Source organism: Cyanobacterium sp. Dongsha4 (genome assembly GCF_036345015.1).
In the GTDB taxonomy this organism is placed as follows: domain Bacteria; phylum Cyanobacteriota; class Cyanobacteriia; order Cyanobacteriales; family Cyanobacteriaceae; genus PCC-10605.
This window is the reverse complement of sequence record NZ_CP084098.1, coordinates 3109344-3128296: the sequence shown is the minus strand read 5'-3', so window position 1 is coordinate 3128296 and position 18953 is coordinate 3109344. Positions and strand designations below refer to the sequence as shown.

Below are 18953 nucleotides of genomic sequence, written 5' to 3'. Positions count from 1 at the left end.
GATTTCTTCATCACTAACCAACGCTTCATAATTATTCGTCAAATAGATTAGTAAGACGTTCTACTTCAGATTGAGTGGTGTACATAGGCGTACCTGCTAAAATACCTGTTACATTACGGAAAGGATGACCTATGTGCATTCCTCTATTATCAATGGTAAACTCTCTAATATCTTTATCGTGCATTGAGCCACGCATTTTTAAAACAGTGATGCCTCGACGCATTTCCCCGTACATTTCCACATAGCGCAAAAGAATTATAGAGTCAGTGATAGTGGAAATATGGGCTTCTGTAATGGATGAACCACCTAAAAGTGTGGGAGTAGTAGAAGTGAATAAACCGCCGATTTCTTGTTGTTTGATAAAAGAGGTTAAACCAATAATAAATTCTCTAAATCCTTTTAGGGTAGATACCCTTTCTAAAGCACTGAGACTATCCACAGCAACCCGATTAGGTTTAAAGGTTTGGATAGTATCTTTCATATTGATGAGATGGTTTTCTAAACCAGTGGTTTCAGGGTAGCGACAGACAACTTTTAATTTGCCTTCTTTTTCCATTTTTTCAAAGTCCACTCCCCAACCAGTGGCATTTCTGAATAATTGTTCTCTACTTTCTTCAAAGGCAAATACTAAACAACGTTCATTATTTTCAACTCCACCTGCCATAAATTCCGTCACCATTAAGGTTTTGCCTGTACCTGTTGCCCCAGATACGAGAATAATAGAGTCACGGAAAAATCCACCACCGCACATTTTATCTAGTTCTTTACTACCCGATGTAATGCGTATGTTAGAAGAATGTTGCTCAAGTTCGATCGCGGATAAGGGTATGATTACCGCTCCTTTACCTTTAATGATGGTAAAAGGATATTCGCCTTTTTGGTGATCTGTACCTCTATATTTAAGAATTTCGATCGTACGACGACGTTTTTCATCATTCAACACATTGCGTAAAATCACCACATTATCGGCAACGAATTCCTCTACGCCAAAACGACTAATTTCTCCATATTCTTCTGTACGTTCAGCCGTCATAATAGCGGTTACTTCTAACTCTCTGAGTGCGGATGCTAAACGGAATAAATCACTTCTCACTTGGGCGCTATCGGCAAGATGACTAAAAATAGCTCCTAAAGAATCAAGAGAAACTCTTTGGGCAGAATATTTGCGAATAGCGTATTCTATACGAGCAATTAAAGCACCCAAATCATATTTTCCGCTTACCATAGGTGTTTCACCGGGTTGAGGAGAAGCGTCAACGAATGCCCATTGTCTATTTTCTTCCCACTCTTTGATATTCCAACCAAATCCCCGCATATTTTTTCTAATTGCTTTGGGTGATTCTTCAAAGGTGATAAATACTCCGTTTTCTCCTTTTTTTATGCCCTCGACTAAAAATTGACAAGCAAAGACCGTTTTTGCACTTCCTGCCGTACCTGAAATGAGAGTCGCCCTGCCTTTTGGCAGTCCACCTTCAGCTAAGAAGTCAAATCCGGGGATTCCTGTTTCTAGTTTTTCTATGTAGTCAGTCTCTAATTCTGCACCTTGACTCATTCATTTTCTCTCTAACACGTACCATAATATATTATCTATTTTGATTTAGTTCAATGCAAGTTTTTGTCTAGTTTGCTAACAGAGATGATTTTGATTAGTGATATAATCTCATCGTTTGACTATTAGTAATCATAAATATTTAGGTACTGTCATGGGTTGGTTAAGCAAGGTTTTAGTGTTGACATTTTTCCTGAGTGCGATCGATGCTTTTTCTCTCATTAAGCCTCAAGCAACGATGTGTTGGTTAAAAGTTTCTGCTAATCAAATTGTTGGTTTTGGGCAGAATGGGAAGGATGGAATTGACGGAAATAATGGAGATACGGGCAAAGATAGCGAATCGCTAACAATTTTTGCCGATGGTTCTCCTCTCAATCTCAATTTATCTGGACAAGATGGATTAACAGGAGAAAATGGAAGTGCGGGGGAAAATGCCATTTGTGAAAACCAACCCGTCAACGTTAACTATAATTTAGTCGGTGCTGATGGCGGTGATGGCGGCACTGGTGGAAATGGAGGTGATGGAGGAGGAGGGGGTTCTTTAACTATTTATAGTACTGATAAAAACTATCTAGAGCAGATTTATGTTCAAGCTGGAGGGGGTAAGGGAGGAGAAGCAGGAAGAGGTGGAAATGGAGGTCAAGGTTGTCAGTGTCCTCAGCCTTATTGGACTGTAGAATTTTGCAATGGTCGCCCCGGTAGTCCTGACTATAGTTGTGGCACAAAAGAATTTAGATGTTTAAATGGAGAAAATGGGAAAAATGGGCGATCGGGTCGAGATGGTAGAGATGGTAAACTAGGCACTTTAACTCTTATTAATAGCGATAAACCCTTACCCCCCGATCGCATCAGTGCTTCTGTCAAAATGAATGAATTAAAAAGTCGTGGTTTTAGTTTGTCAAAAAATGTATGGGAAGTTCGTAGTGGTGCAACTTCATTATTTGCCCCCAATTCTGTAATTGATGACCAATATTTGGAGTTAGTAGAAAGAATTGAAAATTCAGTGGTTTTAATTTGGAATGCCCCTCAATCTTTTGACTCTTTTGCCGATCGCACCCTTACCCTTGAACTAAAAGACGATCGCAGTGTTGATATAAAAGTACCGTCAGATATTTGGTTACAAACTAACACTATTCCCAAAAGAAATGTAACCGAATTATTTGTTTTTAATGCCATTAGGGCGGATGAAGCCACGAAGTTAAAAAGTGAAGGAATTTCTGGTTCAGGCTTAAGTGTACAATGGGAGTTAACAGACACAGCCCAACGCTCGGATTTAATTTCTAGTAGCTTTTATCTCAAATATAGTGTTTCCAATTCTGGAGAAGCTCGTTTTCGTCCTGTTAGTGACTATACTCTGCGTTTTGAAGGAGAAATCCCACCCCAAATGGTACGCTATAGCAATAATCGCTTTATTCTCGATATTGGACAACTTCCCATTGATCCTCGTTATTTAGAGCCAGACAGGGCGATACAATTAGATTTAACTGTTACTAGAACCTTTGGAGATAACTCCGCCACTCAAACTCTTACGGAGAGAACTATTTTAGGACCATTTAATTAATAAAAAGGCAAGAGGCAAAGTAAAAAGGGCAAAGGTAAATAGTTGATAATTAAAAATTAAGAATTAAAAACCTCGTTCACGACCGAAGGGAGTGTAAGAGCCAAAGGCGAACTCCCCGAACTCTCTCTTGTTAATCAAGATTATCCAATCGAATACGAGGATCAACAACAGTTAATAATATATCAGCGAAAAGATTACCAATGATCAGCATTGTTGCCCCCATCATCAGACTTGCCATGACTAAGTATAAGTCTTGAGCTTGTACTGCTTGTAAGATTAGGCGACCTAACCCAGGCCAATTAAAAAAGTATTCGGCAATGAATGAACCACTTAATAAACTGGCAAATTCAAACCCTAATAAAGTGATTAATGGATTGATAGCATTGCGTAACGCATGGACGTAAATAACTTTATTTTCTGGTAAACCCTTGGCTCTGGCTGTTTGAATGTAGTCTTGTCTTAAAACATCTAGGAGTTGCCCTCTAGTTAGTCTTTGTAATCCTGCAAAACTGGTTATACTTAAGGCAATGGTGGGTAATATCATGTGCCATGCTATGTCAAGAATTTTACCCCCTGTTGATAACTCGGCATGATTGATACTTGTCATACCTCCTACGGGAAATAAAGGGGAAAGATATTGAGCCAAAATTAGTAATAATAAGGCGGTGATAAAACTAGGAAATCCTTGACCAAAGTAACTGATAACTCTCAAAAATCGATCAGTAAATGTATTTTGTTTTACTGCACTAATAGTTCCGAGGGGAAGTGCGATCGCCCAAGTAATAATGATAGAAGAACAAGCCAACAGTAAAGTGGCGGGGATACGCTCTAAAATCAAACTCGAAACAGAACGGGAATAAACAAAACTTTCTCCAAAGTCAAAATGCGTAATCACTTGTTTAAACCATAACCAATACTGCTCAATCGCTGATTTATCTAATCCAAAACGAATTTTTAATTCTTCAATGGTTTCTTGAGATATGGTTGGATTCTGTCGTAAATTATCTAAATAGTCTCCGGGGGCTAGTTGAATAATTGCAAAACTTAGTATAGATGCTAACAATAAGGTTAATAATCCTTGCAGTAATCTTTTGATAATGTAAAACATTGTTTAAGAATTTGATAATTTAGGTAAATCTATGTTAAAAGTTTTTGTTTATGGCACATTAAAACCCTCTGGAAAATACTATAAAATTTATTGTCAAGGAAAAACCATTAATGAGGTGAAGTGTTGGACAAAAGGCAAATTGTATGATTTACCTGTAGGTTATCCTGCTATGGCTGAAGGAGAAGAAAAAGTTTATGGCTATCTACTATCTTTCGCTTCTTTTAAACACTTAAATAATCTTGATAAGTTGGAGGGTTATACAGGAATTGATAATTCCCCTTTGAATGAATATGAACGGCGAAAAATAATTGTTTATAGCGATGATAATCAACCCATAGATGAGGCTTGGTGCTACTTTATGAAAGAGAGTGCGATCGCATCTTTAAATGGTGTTTTTTTACCATCTGGATGGTGGGAATTTAATTAATGAGTGTATAGAGAAAGAAGAGTCACTCATAAGCCGGATTCTGTTCCTTTAAATAAATTAAAGGGGTAGTTATCTATCTGGGATGACTATTACTAATCACCTCAAGCGGTACACCAAAAACGGAATCGGAAAAAGACCAACCATAATTCCTTCGACCTTGCTCCCAACTGGGGTTTACCGAGCCAGTACCTCTCGATACTGCTGGTGGGCTCTTACCCTCACCTTTGCACCCTTACCTCTAATAATCGGAGGCGGTATTTTTCTGTGGCACTATCCTCACGCTCACGCGCACTGGGCGTTACCCAGCAGGTTTGGTCTTTCGGGAGTCCGGACTTTCCTCAAACTAAATCTTAAACCTCACAGGAAAAGTTTAGTTCGCAACTACCTCCATGACTCTTCTTGCTATTATTTTAATGACTTTTTTGTCTTTGAGTGATTTTAATTACCATCAGAACAGCGATCGCATCTACCATAAACCGTTACTTCAAAGCGATCAACTTTCAAGCCCTGACGTAAGTTATTGATATTGATACCCGTTAAACTATCCCAAGGAATATCCTCTATTTCCCCACAACACTCACAGAGAAAATGATGATGAGGAGCAACATTAGCATCATAACGACAAACACCCTCCTCTAATAAAACCTCTTTAACTAAACCGACATTTTGAAGAGTCTGTAAAGAAAGATATACCGTTGCCTGAGAAAGAGTTGGCACTTCTTGATTTAAGTCCGTAAGAATCTGTTCAGCAGTAGGATGATCACACCTATGAAGTAAATTGGAGTAAACCGCAAATCTTTGGGGTGTTACCCTCAATCCTTTTGATTTCAATGTTTTGATAATATTATCTTTGCTTATAACCATTTTTAATTGCGTTGAAATCTCGAAACTATATTTGCTTATATGATTTTTCTTTATTTCTTCTAAGGTAACAAAAATAAAATGATTATTGCCATTGACATATTCTTAAATAAGAGTTATTCTTAAATAAGAGCAGTAAAAAAGCTCGAAATATTGAAAACATTTAGATTGGAGAAATTAACCCATGGCAGTACTTGAAAGAGTTCCTGACGTAGTATTTAAAACCCGTGTCCGTGACGAATCTATTCAACCTAATCCTTATCGTTGGGAAGACAAAACCACTCAAGATATTTTCGGTGGTAAAAAAGTAGTAGTATTCTCTTTACCCGGTGCATTTACTCCTACTTGTTCTTCCAATCACCTTCCTCGTTACGAAGAATTATACGATGAGTTCAAGGCTTTAGGAGTAGATGAAATTATTTGCGTTTCTGTCAATGATGCCTTTGTTATGTTCAAATGGGGTAAAGAAATCGGAGCAAAAAATGTTTTCTTACTTCCCGATGGTAATGGTGAATTCACCCGTAAAATGGGGATGTTAGTTGATAAATCTAATCTCGGTTTTGGTTTAAGATCTTGGCGTTATTCTATGCTTGTTAACGACTGTAAGATCGAAAAAATCTTCGTTGAGCCTAATTTCTCTGATAACTGTCCTACTGATCCTTTTGAGGTTTCCGACGCTGACACCATGTTAGCTTACCTCAAAGGAGAACAACCTCAAGGAGTTTCTGAGCCTCGTAAAGAATTCGTAGGTTAATAACTATAGATTTTTCTATACAAGTGTTTTGGCGGCATAGTTTTTATTATGCCGTTTCTTTTCCCTATCATGATAAACCATACTCTGGAAGGGCATAACTCGATAATTATTCACTACAAAAAATAAATATTGTAATAGGCTAGATAATATTAAATTTTGATTATTATGTAGTTATAAAGTAATTTAGTTACAGGAGAGATAGCACATGAGATTATCCAGCAAAAATTTAGATACTCGTTTGGATACAGTTTATGATGTCATTGTGGTTGGTGGTGGCATGGGAGGTTTATCGGCGGCTATCTACTTAGCTAGGTATGGTTTGAAATGTCTAGTCATCGAAAAAGGTAAAGGGCGCTCAATATGGATGCAGGATTTACGTAATTATGTGGGTCTTGATCCTGATACCCCCGGTAGAGATATTGTTAATCATGGCACGAAACAAGCCGTTGACTGGGGTGCAGACCATTTAAGAGGTTACGTAGAAGATGTCACAGACGAGGGAGAAACTTTTGCTGTTAAGGTTAAGGTTGGCAAAAAAGACAGTATTTATCCAGTTTTCCGCAGTAAGTATTTAATTGCCGCTTCAGGGGTAATTGATGTTTTACCCCAATTAGATGATATGCAAAATGTTTATGATTATGCTGGATACACGCTCCATGTGTGCATGATTTGTGATGGTTTTGATATGTGGGATCAAAAGGCTGTCTTAATTGTTGGCAGAGAATCCCAGATAAATGCGGCATTTGTACTCAATTGGTTTACCCCTTACATTACTGTTTTAACTCATGGTTTATGCACTGTTAGCGACGAAATGAAACAGAAATTGGCAGAACATGGTTATCCCTTATATGAAAGTGCGATCGCACGTTTTGTGGGAGAAGACCATAAAATGCAAGGGGTAGAATTAGTTGACGGAACTTTTATTGAGGCAACAACAGGTTTAATTAATATGGGTTCAATTTATCATAATCACTATCTCAAAGGTATAGAAGGCTTAGAATGGGATGGAGAAAACCTTGTTACCAATGATATGGCACAAACAAGCCACGATCGCATCTTCGCTTTGGGAGACTTGAAAAAAGGCTTAAATCAGGTATCTGTTGCCGTAGCAGATGGAACTTTAGCCGCCACTCAAATTTGGCGTAACATTCGCCGTCAATCACCAGCAAGAAAATGGGAAGAGAATTTAGTTAAAATTTAACATTGCCTTTTCTCCTTGTCCTTTACCCTTGTAACTTTTCACTCTTATTTTTCAACTCTAAATAATACTTTTCCATTAAGTCTGGGCGTTTCTTTTTTGTTGCTTCCAACTGCTTTTCCTTTCGCCATTGGGCAATTTTTTTGTGATTTCCTGAACGTAGCACAGAGGGAACTTCCCATCCTCTAAAAACGGCAGGGCGAGTATAATGAGGATAATCCAATAAACCATCCTCAAAGCTATCTGCATAAAGGGATTCTACCTTACCCACAGTACCTGGTAATAGTCGAATAACCCCATTTATTAAAGCTAAAGCAGGTATTTCCCCACAGGTTAAAACAAAATCCCCTAAAGAAACTTCTCTGGTGATAATATTATGTACTCTCTCGTCAATGCCTTCGTAATGTCCGCAAATTAAGACTAATTGCTTAAAATTGGCTAATTCTCGTAAAAGAGGTTGATCCATAGTTTGCCCTTGAGGAGAAAGTAAAATTACCTCCCTCGATTCCAAAATCGGTAAAGATTCCACCGCCGCAAAAATAGGCTCTGGTTTTAATACCATACCAACACCCCCCCCATAGGGTTCATCATCAACTTGATGGTGTTTATCGGTGGTAAAGTCTCTGGGATTAACTAAATTTACGGAGGCAATGCCTTTATTTAAAGCCTTACCTAACAAGCCACAACTCAAAGAAGAGGAAAAAAAATCTGGAAATAAAGTAATAACGTCTATTTGCACAACTAAGAATTATATTTAAGGTAATTTAATCAGAGAAAAAGTAATAATGGTCAAAAAAATGACAGTTTAGCCCAAATTTTCATGATTATATGGGATAGCCATTAAAAATTGATAATTTTTGTTTAAAGTTCAATTTAATTATTTTAAGAGCTTGATATATCATTATTATTCATGATTTGCTATTTATGAGCAATTGTTGACCTTGATTAATCTTCAATGGTAGAGATTATGATAATCTGATCATGGGAAATATTAATCTTAGGTGAGTAAAAAAAAATCTGAATCCGACAGATGTTTTACTCGCTTTTACTGTTAATGGTATAAAAATCTCTTAGAATTTAATTTTAGTCTAAGCAGGGAATCATCTTAAGTTAAGTTAGAAAATAACATGAAGCAATATCAAAGAAGCTCAATCCTAGTTATAGGAGGTGCAGAAGATAAGGTACACGGAAAAGAAATTTTACAGAGTTTTTGGCATTGTGCAGGGGGAACATCTGCTATCATCGGTATTATTCCTTCCGCTTCAAGAGAACCTACTATCATCGGGGAACGCTACTTCAATATTTTCCGAGATATGGGTGCTAAAGATATAAGAGTGCTTGATGTGCGCGATCGCATTCATGGAGAAGATAAGGCTTATCAAGAATATGTAGAAGAGTGTACAGGTATATTTATGACTGGGGGAGATCAACTGCGACTGTGTGGATTATTGGCAGATACTCCTCTCATGGAAAGAATCCGTCAAAGAGTTAAACTAGGAGAAGTCTCCCTTGCAGGAACAAGCGCAGGAGCGGCGGTGATGGGTCATCATATGATAGCAGGGGGAAGTAGTGGAGAATCTCCGAATCGGGCTTTAGTGGACATGGCAATGGGGTTAGGTATTATTCCAGAAGTAATAGTAGATCAGCATTTTCATAATCGTAATCGTATGGCAAGATTATTAAGTGCTATTTCCAGTCATCCTGAAAGATTAGGTATCGGTATCGATGAAGACACTTGTGCTGTTTTCCATCACCATAACGAGTTTATAGAAGTATTGGGTAGAGGAACTGTTACAATTGTGGACGCTCAAGCCATGAGTTATACCAATCAAGGAGATGTAACGGCGGAAGCTCCTTTGGCTCTGCATAATTTAAGATTACATATTCTCGGTCATGGCGATCGCTACAATATCAAAAATCATCAACCCATTGCGGGAGTGGCAGAATAATTATGGCTTAAGATGTTAGAACGGAGTTTTGTTTAAGTAATGAGTAATGGGGTGTTAGGGTGTTAGGGAAAAATTAATTTAATAATCTTTGCTCTTTAACCTTTTGAAATCTATTTACTATTAACTAAATTGCCCCAAGGAAAAAAAATAATAAAATGTTCAAGTTGAACAGTTAAAAAGAGAATAAAAACGAGACACTAAAAATTGCGTCTGATAAATATGATTGAACCGTCGGGAAACTTATAGAAATCATGAAAATCCTCAAAACACAAACACTACGTGGCCCTAACTACTGGAGCATTAGGAGACAAAAACTAATTCAAATGCGTTTGGATTTGGAAGATGTAGCCGAAAAACCATCCAATCTCATTCCGGGCTTTTATGAAGGCTTGGTGGAAATTTTGCCCAGTTTAATCGAGCATTATTGTTCAAGGGATCATCGGGGGGGGTTTTTAGAAAGAGTACAAGAGGGAACTTATATGGGGCATATTGTGGAACACGTTGCCCTAGAATTGCAAGAATTGGCAGGAATGCCCGTCGGTTTTGGACGCACCAGAGAAACTTCTACGGCAGGAGTTTATAATGTCGTTTTTGAGTATGTGTATGAGGAAGCAGGGAGATATGCAGGAAGGGCGGCTGTAAGGCTGTGTAACTCTATTATCAGTAATGGTGTCTATGCCCCTGAAGAATTAGCTCAAGATTTAGCAGATTTAAGAGATTTACGGGCAAATTCGGCTTTAGGTCCTTCGACAGAAACTATTATCAAGGAAGCAGAAGCGAGAGATATTCCTTGGTGTTTATTGAGTGCAAGGGCAATGGTTCAGTTGGGTTATGGGGTGAATCAGCAACGTATTCAAGCCACCTTAAGCAGTAATTCCAGTATTTTGGGGGTTGAGTTGGCTTGTGATAAGGAAGGTACAAAAACAACCCTTGCAGAAGCTGGTATCCCTGTTCCTAGGGGTACGGTAATTCACTATCTGGATGAATTAGAAGATGCGATCGCAGATGTGGGTGGTTATCCAGTGGTAATTAAACCCCTTGACGGTAATCATGGTCGAGGTATTACCATTGATGTAGAAACACCGAAAGAAGCAGAAGAAGCCTACGATGTAGCTAGTGCCGCTTCCAAAAGCAGGTCTATAATTGTTGAGAAATACTATAAGGGTAATGATCATCGTATTTTAGTCGTAAATGGCAAACTGGTAGCCGTTGCCGAAAGAATACCTGCTCATGTTGTGGGAGATGGTTATTCTACTATTGAGGAATTAATAGAAAAAACAAATCAAGATCCTAATCGGGGAGACGGTCATGATAATGTTTTAACAAAAATAAGCGTCGATCGCACCTCTTTGGGGGTTTTGAAAAAACAAGGCTATGATATGGATACTCGCCTCAAAGAAGGAGAAATAGCCTATTTGAGAGCAACAGCAAATCTTAGCACAGGCGGTATAGCCATTGATCGCACCGATGATATACATCCTGAAAATGTTTGGATAGCTGAAAGGGTTGCAAAAATAATTGGTTTAGACATTGCAGGAATTGACGTAGTTACCCCCGACATTACCAAACCGTTGGGAGAAGTGGATGGAGTAATTGTGGAAGTAAACGCCGCCCCCGGTTTTAGAATGCACGTTGCTCCTAGTGTGGGACTTCCTCGTAATGTGGCTGCTCCCGTATTAGATATGCTTTTTCCTGAAGATAAGTCTAGTCGTATTCCTATCTTAGCTGTGACAGGCACAAATGGTAAAACCACTACCACAAGACTTTTAGCTCACATCTACCGTCAAACAGGAAAAGTGGTGGGTTACACTTCAACTGATGGTATTTACTTAGGAGAATATTTAGTTGAAAAAGGAGATAATACTGGCCCATTAAGTGCAGGAGTGATTTTGAAAGATCCTACGGTGGAAGTTGCAGTGTTAGAGTGTGCTAGAGGTGGTATTTTACGCTCAGGTTTAGCTTTTGATCGCTGTGATGTGGGTGTTGTGCTTAATGTTGCGGCTGATCACTTAGGATTAGGAGATATTGACACTATTGAGCAGATGGCAAAAGTTAAAGGGGTGATTGCCGAGGCCGTCAGTGCCGATGGTTATGCAATTTTAAATGCCGATGATCCTCTGGTATCACAAATGGCTCAAAATGTCAAGGGTAAAGTTGCTTATTTTTCCATGAATCCTGACAATCCCATTATTGCTGATCATTTAAGACGAGATGGTATGGCGGCAATATACGAGAACGGTTATGTATCTATCTATGAAGGAGAATGGACTCTCAGGGTAGAAAAAGCAGTTAATATGCCCGTCACCATGAAGGGAATGGCGCCTTTTATGATTGCCAACGCTTTAGCCGCTTGTTTAGCCGCTTTCGTTAATGGGGTTGATATAGAGTTAATTCGCCAAGGAGTAAGAACTTTTAACCCCGGCGCAAACCAAACCCCCGGCAGAATGAATTTATTTGATCTCAGAGATTTTTCTGTTTTGATTGACTATGCCCACAATCCTGCTGGTTATGAGGCAGTAGGGGAATTTGTCAAAAATTGGGAAGGCGATCGCCTCGGTGTTATTGGTGGTCCTGGAGATAGACGGGACGAGGATTTGATGCTTTTAGGGCAAATAGCCGCTCGGATTTTCAACTATATCATTATTAAAGAAGATGATGATAGAAGGGGTAGAGAAAAGGGTGAAGTTGCCGATTTAATCCTTAAAGGTATGCTTTCAGAAAATCCCAATCAAGAACATATAATCATTCTGGACGAAATTGAAGCGATAGAAACCGCTTTGAAAAAGGTAGATAAAGATGGTTTAGTGGTAATTTTCCCAGAAAGTGTTAGTCGTTCTATTGAGTTAGTGCAAAAGTATCAATAGGTTTCCATTGGGAATTGAGAAAGGGTAAGAGGCAAATAAAAAAGGTCAAAGGGCAAGGGGCAAGGGGCAAAGGTAAATAGTTGATAATTAACCTCAGTTCGGTTTAAGAATATCCGAGAAGGTTAGGTGTCAGGTTTCAGGTTGCAGGTTGCAGGTGTTGAATATATTTTTGAGAGTATCAATTAAGTAATGTTATGATATAGACTGATCCTATCATCATTAATTAACCATGTCTCATCAATGCCCTCGATGTCATAATACTAAAATCATCAAAAACGGTTTTGCTCGTGGTCAACAAAGGTTTAAATGTAAGCACTGTAACTATCAGTTCACCACTGATAAGATTGATCGAGGTAAACCTATGTGGATGAAACTAGAAACAGCAATTCTGTATTGCAGTGGAATGTCTATGAATTCGATCGCAAAGCTTCTCAATGTTTCTGCTCAGACTATTTTAAATTGGATTAGAGCTTTGGCACTAGAAAATTATGAAAAGCCTGAACCCTGCGAAGCGGTGGTTGTGGAACTAGATGAACTTTGGCATTTTATAGAGTCAAAAAAAACAAGTTATGGATCTGGAAAGCTTATGACCGTAATACTAACAGACTTATCGACTGGGAATTGGGAAAGCGTGATAGTGAAACCCTCAAAAAACTTTTAATTAGATTACTAAAATGGGATGTAACAGTCTACTGTACTGATGATTGGAAACCGTACCAAGAGTTATTATCTAAACATCCAGATGCGTATCATGTGATGACAAAAAGCGAAACTATAGCCATAGAAAGAAATAATTCCGATAATCGTCATTGGTTTGCTCGCTTTCATAGAAAAACAAAAGTAGTATCAAAATCAATAGAAATGGTGGATTTAACAATGGGACTATTTGCAAAATTTAGAGTAAATGGAACGATCGATTCGTTAATAAATCAAAGACTAACATTACTTAGTTGAAGCTCTCATATTTTTAACGTTAGTTCGGGTTAAGGCAATTTTATAGTTATTTCTAAGAAGCTATAAGATTTTCTGACTACGAGTTGGTTTCAGCTTTCAGCTTATCCAAAACTCAGGTTAATTAATAACTTCTAATTCTTAACTCTTAACACAATACCCCTAACTCGTCGTTACTTGTTTCTCCCTAATACCCCAAAACCCTAAGCCCCTTCCTCCCCAATCCGCTAACATCCGAAACTTTCCAAACTCCGAAATAATTATCACAACATTACTTGCTCCAGAGTCTAATCTCTAATCGGTTTTGCCGTTTTTGAATCATACCTTGATAATTACTTAAATTGAATGAGCGTAAATCTGTTTCATTATTCATTACTTGTGCGATCGCATCTTGCACTCCAGAGGTAATATTACCGTTGAGAGCTTTATTAACAGTAGCTATAATTGTTTCAATATTACTTTGAGGGGAAATAATTAACTCTACTTGAATCACTCTGTCTGTTTGATTATCGATGATATAGCTAATTTCTTGGATTTGAGAAGAGCCTCCATTGTAACTAACGACAGTATTACCTGAATCGGTTAAGTTTTTATTTAAAGGTTGTCCCCATCTTTGATTTAATTCACTAGTAGATGCCCCAATACTGGAGATGGCGAGAGGAGAAGCCGTTATTATGACGGGAGTTGAGTTAGGAGACACGGTGTCGGGTTTTTTCTCCGTAATATTACCTTGATTATTTTCTACCTCTGTTTGATTTGTCTGAGGTTGTTCATTATCAATGGTTTTATCAGTAGGATTATTGTTATCGGTGCTTTCTGGAATTTGGTTATCAGAGGTTTTGGGTTTATTAAAAGGGAAAGTTGAACGTTTATCTTGAGTTAAAGGATTATTTTCTTTTTCTCGTGGTAAATCTCCATCCACTGGATTTTCTAATCTGAGGTTATTAGATGTAGTATTATCATTAGTTGACCAGAAGAATTTATAACCAAAAAAGAAAGATGCGATCGCAACTAAAGACAGAAAAATTAAAGGTATAAAAGGATTAAGACTAAAAGTTGATTCGGATTTAGATATAACTCTTTGGGTTGAGTTACGAGAAAGGTGAGATGAATTACGATTTTGAACAACCGCCTTAGTTTTTAAAGAAGTAGGAGTTGATGTATTAGAATATTGAGGAGAAGCTACAGAGTTAGCCGTTAATTTGCGACCAAAAGCAACGGTTTTCGCTTCTGATGGATAAACAGGCGGTTTTAAAGCGGACAACATTTCTTCTGCACTAGCAAATCTTTCCCTCGGATTAAAACGAATGGCACGATCAATAACTCCCGCTAAATTAGAATGGAGAGAAGATATTTCCTGTCGCCAGAGAATTTCACCGCTACGAGAATCAGTTTGTAAATACTGAGGATTTTTCCCCGTCAATAAATAAATAGCCGTCAAACCTAGGCTATACAAATCACTGGAATAAATGGGGCGCCCTGCCGCTTGTTCTGAAGGCATATAACCCGGAGTACCAATTGCGATCGAACTGGTATAATGACTTTTATCATGGGCTAACTCTGTCATGGCTTCTTTAACCGCTCCAAAGTCAATTAAAACGGGTAATTGGTTATCATAACGACAAATAATATTATCTGGCTTTAAATCTCGGTGAATAATATTGCGTTCGTGGATGAATTGTAAAACAGGCAAAATCTGAATTAAAATCTTTTCTACTGCTTGGGAAGATAAAACCCCCTTCTGCTCAATCATTTCCTTTAAAGTTAAGCCATCAATCCATTCTTGCACTAAGAAAAAATTATTGTTTTCCTGAAAATAAGCATATAGTTGGGGTATTTGAGGATGATTTTCCCCCAAAGACTCTAAAATTCGGGCTTCCTGTAAAAAGCGATCGCACATCCAAGAAGGCAAATTTGGTTCATGAATAATCGGCTTTAACTGCTTGATAACACATTTTCTCGAGGAAGGTAAATGAGTATCCACCCCCAAAAAAGTTTCTCCAAAGCCCCCTCTGCCAAGACTTTTGATAATTTGATAGCGATTGTTTAATAGAGTTTGACTATTCATGTCCCCTAGGACTCTTTACAAAATAGAACTTATCTATCATAACCTCAGTTCAATCTAAAATTATTCAAGTGGATTTACTTAATCTAAATACATCCCCTACTTTACTTAATTTTCAGTTACACTAAATAACCATAACCTAATCTTAGTTAAAAGATTATGACGCAAAACTTTTCAGAACAAGAATCCCCAAATCAAATTAATCCTAAGCAAAATCAGGAAAATCCTTGGATAGAAATAGCTAAAACCTTTGCCATGGCGGCAGTATTATCTTTCGGAATTCGTACCTTTGTTGCTGAAGCTCGTTATATTCCATCCTCTTCTATGGAACCCACTCTACAAATAAATGACCGTCTAATTATCGAAAAAATGACCTATCGCTTCAGAAAGCCAGAAAGAGGAGATGTCATAGTATTTAACGCCACAGAAGCCCTACAAGCACAGAATTTTCATGACGCTTTCATTAAACGTATTATTGGTTTACCCGGAGATACCGTCATGGTGAGAAATGGAGAAGTTATGGTTAATGGCAAAGTTTTAAGAGAATTTTATATTAAAGAAGAACCAGAATACAATTATGGTCCGGTTACTGTTCCGGAAAACGAGTATTTAGTATTGGGAGATAACCGTAATAATAGCTATGATTCTCATTACTGGGGATTTGTACCTGATGATAAAATTATCGGCAGAGCATTTGTTCGCTTTTGGCCTCCTCAAAGAGTAGGTACTATAGATGAACATCCTGTATTTGCTGAAACAACTAATTAATCTGAATTCGATATAAAATTGTCGGTTAGGTTAGGCAAGAGACAAAAGGCAAACCTCTTTGTGTCCCCCCCTTAGAAGCAGGGCTGTTTCATTTTCAAATTTTTGCTTAAGAGGGAGTAATGAGTAACGAGTAATAAGTGAAGAGTCTTGATAATTTAAAATGAGTAATTGATTGTTTCAAGATTTTTTATTATTACTTAAAATCTGCAAGTCAAAAATCCCCCTAATCCTCTAATACCCTAACACCCCAAGATTTTAAACAGCTTACTTTGAAACAGCCTTGGGGATAAAAGGGGGTTTCTTAAAAGATGAGACACAGAGGGGTTTGCCCTTTGCTAATTGAATTTATAATCTAATGGCTGAGAAAAATAGCTTGTTGTTGCATCTTTTTGAAGATGTTAATAAAACCATTAGCACGAGAAGGGGTGAGACTAACTTGTAGTCCTGTTTCTTCGATAAAATCTGGGGTGAGGGTAATAATTTCTTGAGGGGTTAAACCATTCAAACCAGCAATTAAAAAAGCCACTAATCCTTTTACTAATTGTGCATCGGAATCTCCTTGATAAAATATTTTTCCCTCGTCAAGAGTAGAGGTAATATATACCTGAGAAACGCAACCAGATACCTTATTTTCTGGGGTTTTTTCCGTTTCTGGCATGGGTTCTAATTTTTGGGCATACCATAATAATTGCTCATATTTTTGCTTAGGATTATCACGGCGTTTGAATTTTTGTACAATTTTATCTAATTTCTCGGGTCGGCTATGAGTATTCGATGACATAAATAAAATTTAGTGGATAATTTATTGAACATTTGATCACTATATCTAGTCTATGGTAAAAAATATCTAGTTACCAAGAACTAAAGACGATGATTCTTAAATTTTCTCATCCTTTCTCTTACTTATGGTTAGCCACAATAGTTTGTTTTATCTATGGTGGAAATATGGCAGAGGTTCAGGCTCAAAATCAAGAAATAAAAGGGATGACAGGGGGAAATAAGAATAGTGGTGACTGTGGTTATGTCAGTGAGAAACCTAATTATGTTCTTCAATTAAATGAACAAGCCTATTCTTTGAATGTAATTTTAGAAACTCAAGCAGAAAAACCCAGTTTATTAATTTTAGGACCCGGAGAGAGCGATCGCTTCTGTATTCTGGGAGACACAAAATCAGGAAAAAAACCTCAAATGGGCGGGGTATGGGCGGCGGGAAAATATTTAATCTATGTGGGAGACTCTCAGGGAAGTCAAAATCCTTTTACTTTGAAAATTTCACGCTAATGCGGATGACCTAATAAATCAATTAAAATAGGGGATTATTCTCGTTTATTACTATATGTGGATGCGTGACGTTTTGCTATCGCTTTACGGCTCGCCCTGATTATCTTATATTAAATCTTAAAATTATGAACCAAGAAAAACGTCTATACAATATTACAACCTTTGGTTGTCAGATGAACAAAGCTGATTCAGAAAGAATGGCAGGAATACTGGAGAATATGGGTTTTGAGTTTACAGAAGATCCCCATCAAGCAAAAGTTGTAGTTTATAATACTTGCACCATTAGAGATAATGCGGAACAAAAAGTATATTCTTATTTAGGCAGACAGGCAAAGAGAAAACATCAAGAACCTGATTTAACTTTAGTTGTGGCTGGATGTGTGGCACAACAGGAAGGAGAGCAGTTATTAAGACGTGTACCTGAACTAGATTTAGTTATGGGACCTCAACACGCTAATCGTTTAGACAGTCTCTTAGAACAAGTGTTTGCAGGAAACCAAATTGTTGCCACCGAACCCATACATATTTATGAGGATATTACTAAACCCCGTCGAGAAAGTGAAGTTTCTGCGTGGGTAAATATTATTTATGGTTGTAATGAAAGATGTAGTTACTGTGTCGTTCCTAATGTTAGGGGTGTAGAGCAATCGAGAACTCCTGAAGCTATCAAAGCGGAGATTGAGGAGTTAGCCAAGCAAGGTTATAAGGAAATTACTCTTTTAGGTCAAAATATTGATGCTTATGGGCGTGATTTACCCGGAGTAACGGAAACGGGCAGACATAAACACACTTTGACAGATTTACTTTACTATATTCATGACATAGAAGGTATAGAGCGTATTCGTTTTGCAACTTCTCATCCTCGTTATTTTACGGAACGTTTAATTAAGGCTTGTTATGAATTGCCTAAAGTCTGTGAGCATTTCCATATTCCTTTTCAATCGGGAGATAACGAAATTCTTAAGGCGATGAAACGAGGTTATACCCATGAACGTTATCGGGATATTATCGCCAAAATTCGGGAATATATGCCTGATGCGGCAATTAGTGCAGATGCGATCGTTGGTTTCCCGGGTGAAACAGAGGAACAATTCCAAAATACTTTAAAATTGGTGGAAGATATTGGTTTTGATCAACTTAACACTGCGGCTTATTCTCCACGCCCTAATACTCCTGCGGCGGAATGGGAAAATCAGATTGATGAACAAGAAAAAAGCGATCGCCTCCAAAGATTAAATCATTTAGTAGCCATTAAAGCAGGGGAAAGATCCTTGAGATACCAAGATCGCATTGAAGAAGTATTGGTAGAGGATATAAACCCTAAAGATACCACTCAAGTGATGGGTAGAACTAGAGGTAATCGTTTGACCTTTTTTGCTGGAAATTTAGCAGAATTGAAAGGCAAAGTTGTATCGGTGAAAATTACAGAAGTTCGAGCTTTTAGTTTAACAGGTAATGCTTTATCTTTAGCTACTGTTTAACCCAAATTCAAAGGTAGGCAAGGGGCAAAAGTTAAAAGGGCAAGGGGCAAAAGTTAAAAGGGCAAGGGGCAAGGGGCAAAGGGCAAAGGTAAATAGTTGATAATTAATAACTTCTAATTCTTAACACAATACCCCT

At 37.8% G+C, this 18953-nt stretch carries 16 protein-coding genes and 1 other RNA gene; 10 read left to right on the top strand and 7 right to left on the bottom strand.

Features of this window, described 5'->3' with window-relative positions:
* Positions 1 to 31: 31 nt before the first annotated feature.
* On the bottom strand, positions 32 to 1552 hold the full coding sequence (gene kaiC, locus Dongsha4_RS13405; protein ID WP_099436698.1) for a circadian clock protein KaiC: 1521 nt from the start codon (positions 1550 to 1552) through the stop codon (positions 32 to 34).
* Between the two features lie 115 nt (positions 1553 to 1667).
* On the opposite strand from kaiC, the gene Dongsha4_RS13400 reads away from it, so the two are divergent.
* Positions 1668 to 3110, top strand: coding sequence for a collagen-like protein (locus tag Dongsha4_RS13400; protein WP_330202861.1), 1443 nt, complete (start codon positions 1668 to 1670; stop codon positions 3108 to 3110).
* Positions 3111 to 3240: 130 nt separating this feature from the next.
* On the opposite strand, the gene Dongsha4_RS13395 is transcribed toward Dongsha4_RS13400, so the two are convergent.
* Positions 3241 to 4218 carry an ABC transporter permease gene (locus Dongsha4_RS13395; protein ID WP_330202860.1) on the bottom strand — a complete coding sequence of 326 codons (978 nt, stop codon included), beginning with the start codon at positions 4216 to 4218 and terminating at the stop codon, positions 3241 to 3243.
* A gap of 31 nt (positions 4219 to 4249) precedes the next feature.
* Between Dongsha4_RS13395 and Dongsha4_RS13390 the strand changes: the two genes are divergently transcribed.
* Complete coding sequence (locus tag Dongsha4_RS13390; protein WP_330202859.1) at positions 4250 to 4645, top strand: gamma-glutamylcyclotransferase family protein; 396 nt, start codon at positions 4250 to 4252, stop codon at positions 4643 to 4645.
* A gap of 13 nt (positions 4646 to 4658) precedes the next feature.
* Here the strand turns inward: Dongsha4_RS13390 and rnpB are convergent.
* Positions 4659 to 5043, bottom strand: an RNA gene (gene rnpB / locus Dongsha4_RS13385) — RNase P RNA component class A.
* A 40-nt stretch (positions 5044 to 5083) separates the two neighbouring features.
* Entirely contained in the window at positions 5084 to 5509 is a 426-nt protein-coding gene (locus tag Dongsha4_RS13380; protein ID WP_330202858.1) for a Fur family transcriptional regulator, read from the bottom strand.
* A gap of 181 nt (positions 5510 to 5690) precedes the next feature.
* On the opposite strand from Dongsha4_RS13380, the gene Dongsha4_RS13375 reads away from it, so the two are divergent.
* Together Dongsha4_RS13375 and Dongsha4_RS13370 are read left to right on the top strand one after the other, a co-directional pair.
* A complete protein-coding gene (locus Dongsha4_RS13375) occupies positions 5691 to 6260 on the top strand; it encodes a peroxiredoxin (protein ID WP_330202857.1) in 570 nt (189 codons plus the stop codon).
* A 205-nt stretch (positions 6261 to 6465) separates the two neighbouring features.
* A complete protein-coding gene (locus Dongsha4_RS13370; RefSeq protein ID WP_330202856.1) occupies positions 6466 to 7461 on the top strand; it encodes an NAD(P)/FAD-dependent oxidoreductase in 996 nt (331 codons plus the stop codon).
* 22 nt (positions 7462 to 7483) lie between these two features.
* Here the strand turns inward: Dongsha4_RS13370 and trmD are convergent, their stop codons facing one another.
* Positions 7484 to 8197, bottom strand: coding sequence for a tRNA (guanosine(37)-N1)-methyltransferase TrmD (gene trmD / locus Dongsha4_RS13365; protein WP_330202855.1), 714 nt, complete (start codon positions 8195 to 8197; stop codon positions 7484 to 7486).
* Between the two features lie 388 nt (positions 8198 to 8585).
* On the opposite strand from trmD, the gene Dongsha4_RS13360 reads away from it, so the two are divergent.
* The 3 genes from Dongsha4_RS13360 to Dongsha4_RS13350 all read left to right on the top strand — a co-directional run bounded on the left by Dongsha4_RS13360 (position 8586) and on the right by Dongsha4_RS13350 (position 13225).
* On the top strand, positions 8586 to 9407 hold the full coding sequence (locus tag Dongsha4_RS13360; RefSeq protein ID WP_330202854.1) for a cyanophycinase: 822 nt from the start codon (positions 8586 to 8588) through the stop codon (positions 9405 to 9407).
* Positions 9408 to 9658: 251 nt separating this feature from the next.
* On the top strand, positions 9659 to 12271 hold the full coding sequence (gene cphA / locus Dongsha4_RS13355) for a cyanophycin synthetase (protein ID WP_330202853.1): 2613 nt from the start codon (positions 9659 to 9661) through the stop codon (positions 12269 to 12271).
* 229 nt (positions 12272 to 12500) lie between these two features.
* A protein-coding gene (locus Dongsha4_RS13350) for an IS1 family transposase (protein ID WP_330202302.1) occupies positions 12501 to 13225 on the top strand; the annotation gives its coding sequence in 2 pieces (ribosomal slippage) (positions 12501 to 12825 and positions 12825 to 13225; 726 coding nt in all).
* Positions 13226 to 13493: 268 nt separating this feature from the next.
* On the opposite strand, the gene Dongsha4_RS13345 is transcribed toward Dongsha4_RS13350, so the two are convergent.
* Positions 13494 to 15290 carry a serine/threonine-protein kinase gene (locus Dongsha4_RS13345; protein ID WP_330202852.1) on the bottom strand — a complete coding sequence of 599 codons (1797 nt, stop codon included), beginning with the start codon at positions 15288 to 15290 and terminating at the stop codon, positions 13494 to 13496.
* Positions 15291 to 15446: 156 nt separating this feature from the next.
* On the opposite strand from Dongsha4_RS13345, the gene lepB reads away from it, so the two are divergent.
* Positions 15447 to 16055, top strand: a complete 609-nt coding sequence (lepB, locus tag Dongsha4_RS13340; RefSeq protein ID WP_330202851.1) for a signal peptidase I — start codon at positions 15447 to 15449, stop codon at positions 16053 to 16055.
* 352 nt (positions 16056 to 16407) lie between these two features.
* Here lepB and Dongsha4_RS13335 read toward each other — a convergent pair whose 3' ends face one another.
* Positions 16408 to 16836 (bottom strand): SufE family protein, encoded by a 429-nt coding sequence (locus Dongsha4_RS13335; protein ID WP_330202850.1) that lies wholly within the window; start codon positions 16834 to 16836, stop codon positions 16408 to 16410.
* Positions 16837 to 16925: 89 nt separating this feature from the next.
* Here Dongsha4_RS13335 and Dongsha4_RS13330 point away from each other — a divergent pair, with 89 nt between their 5' ends.
* Complete coding sequence (locus Dongsha4_RS13330) at positions 16926 to 17336, top strand: hypothetical protein (protein WP_330202849.1); 411 nt, start codon at positions 16926 to 16928, stop codon at positions 17334 to 17336.
* A 125-nt stretch (positions 17337 to 17461) separates the two neighbouring features.
* Positions 17462 to 18817, top strand: coding sequence for a tRNA (N6-isopentenyl adenosine(37)-C2)-methylthiotransferase MiaB (gene miaB, locus Dongsha4_RS13325; RefSeq protein ID WP_330202848.1), 1356 nt, complete (start codon positions 17462 to 17464; stop codon positions 18815 to 18817).
* The last annotated feature ends 136 nt before the right edge of the window (positions 18818 to 18953 follow it).

What these genes read in the sequence shown, in the direction of transcription:
- kaiC (WP_099436698.1), bottom strand. Translation starts at nt 1,552, where the DNA reads ATGAGTCAAGGTGCAGAATTAGAGACTGACTACATAGAAAAACTAGAA.
- Dongsha4_RS13395 (WP_330202860.1), bottom strand. Translation starts at nt 4,218, where the DNA reads ATGTTTTACATTATCAAAAGATTACTGCAAGGATTATTAACCTTATTG.
- Dongsha4_RS13390 (WP_330202859.1), top strand. Translation starts at nt 4,250, where the DNA reads ATGTTAAAAGTTTTTGTTTATGGCACATTAAAACCCTCTGGAAAATAC.
- Dongsha4_RS13380 (WP_330202858.1), bottom strand. Translation starts at nt 5,509, where the DNA reads ATGGTTATAAGCAAAGATAATATTATCAAAACATTGAAATCAAAAGGA.
- Dongsha4_RS13375 (WP_330202857.1), top strand. Translation starts at nt 5,691, where the DNA reads ATGGCAGTACTTGAAAGAGTTCCTGACGTAGTATTTAAAACCCGTGTC.
- Dongsha4_RS13370 (WP_330202856.1), top strand. Translation starts at nt 6,466, where the DNA reads ATGAGATTATCCAGCAAAAATTTAGATACTCGTTTGGATACAGTTTAT.
- Dongsha4_RS13360 (WP_330202854.1), top strand. Translation starts at nt 8,586, where the DNA reads ATGAAGCAATATCAAAGAAGCTCAATCCTAGTTATAGGAGGTGCAGAA.
- cphA (WP_330202853.1), top strand. Translation starts at nt 9,659, where the DNA reads ATGAAAATCCTCAAAACACAAACACTACGTGGCCCTAACTACTGGAGC.
- Dongsha4_RS13345 (WP_330202852.1), bottom strand. Translation starts at nt 15,290, where the DNA reads ATGAATAGTCAAACTCTATTAAACAATCGCTATCAAATTATCAAAAGT.
- lepB (WP_330202851.1), top strand. Translation starts at nt 15,447, where the DNA reads ATGACGCAAAACTTTTCAGAACAAGAATCCCCAAATCAAATTAATCCT.
- Dongsha4_RS13335 (WP_330202850.1), bottom strand. Translation starts at nt 16,836, where the DNA reads ATGTCATCGAATACTCATAGCCGACCCGAGAAATTAGATAAAATTGTA.
- Dongsha4_RS13330 (WP_330202849.1), top strand. Translation starts at nt 16,926, where the DNA reads ATGATTCTTAAATTTTCTCATCCTTTCTCTTACTTATGGTTAGCCACA.
- miaB (WP_330202848.1), top strand. Translation starts at nt 17,462, where the DNA reads ATGAACCAAGAAAAACGTCTATACAATATTACAACCTTTGGTTGTCAG.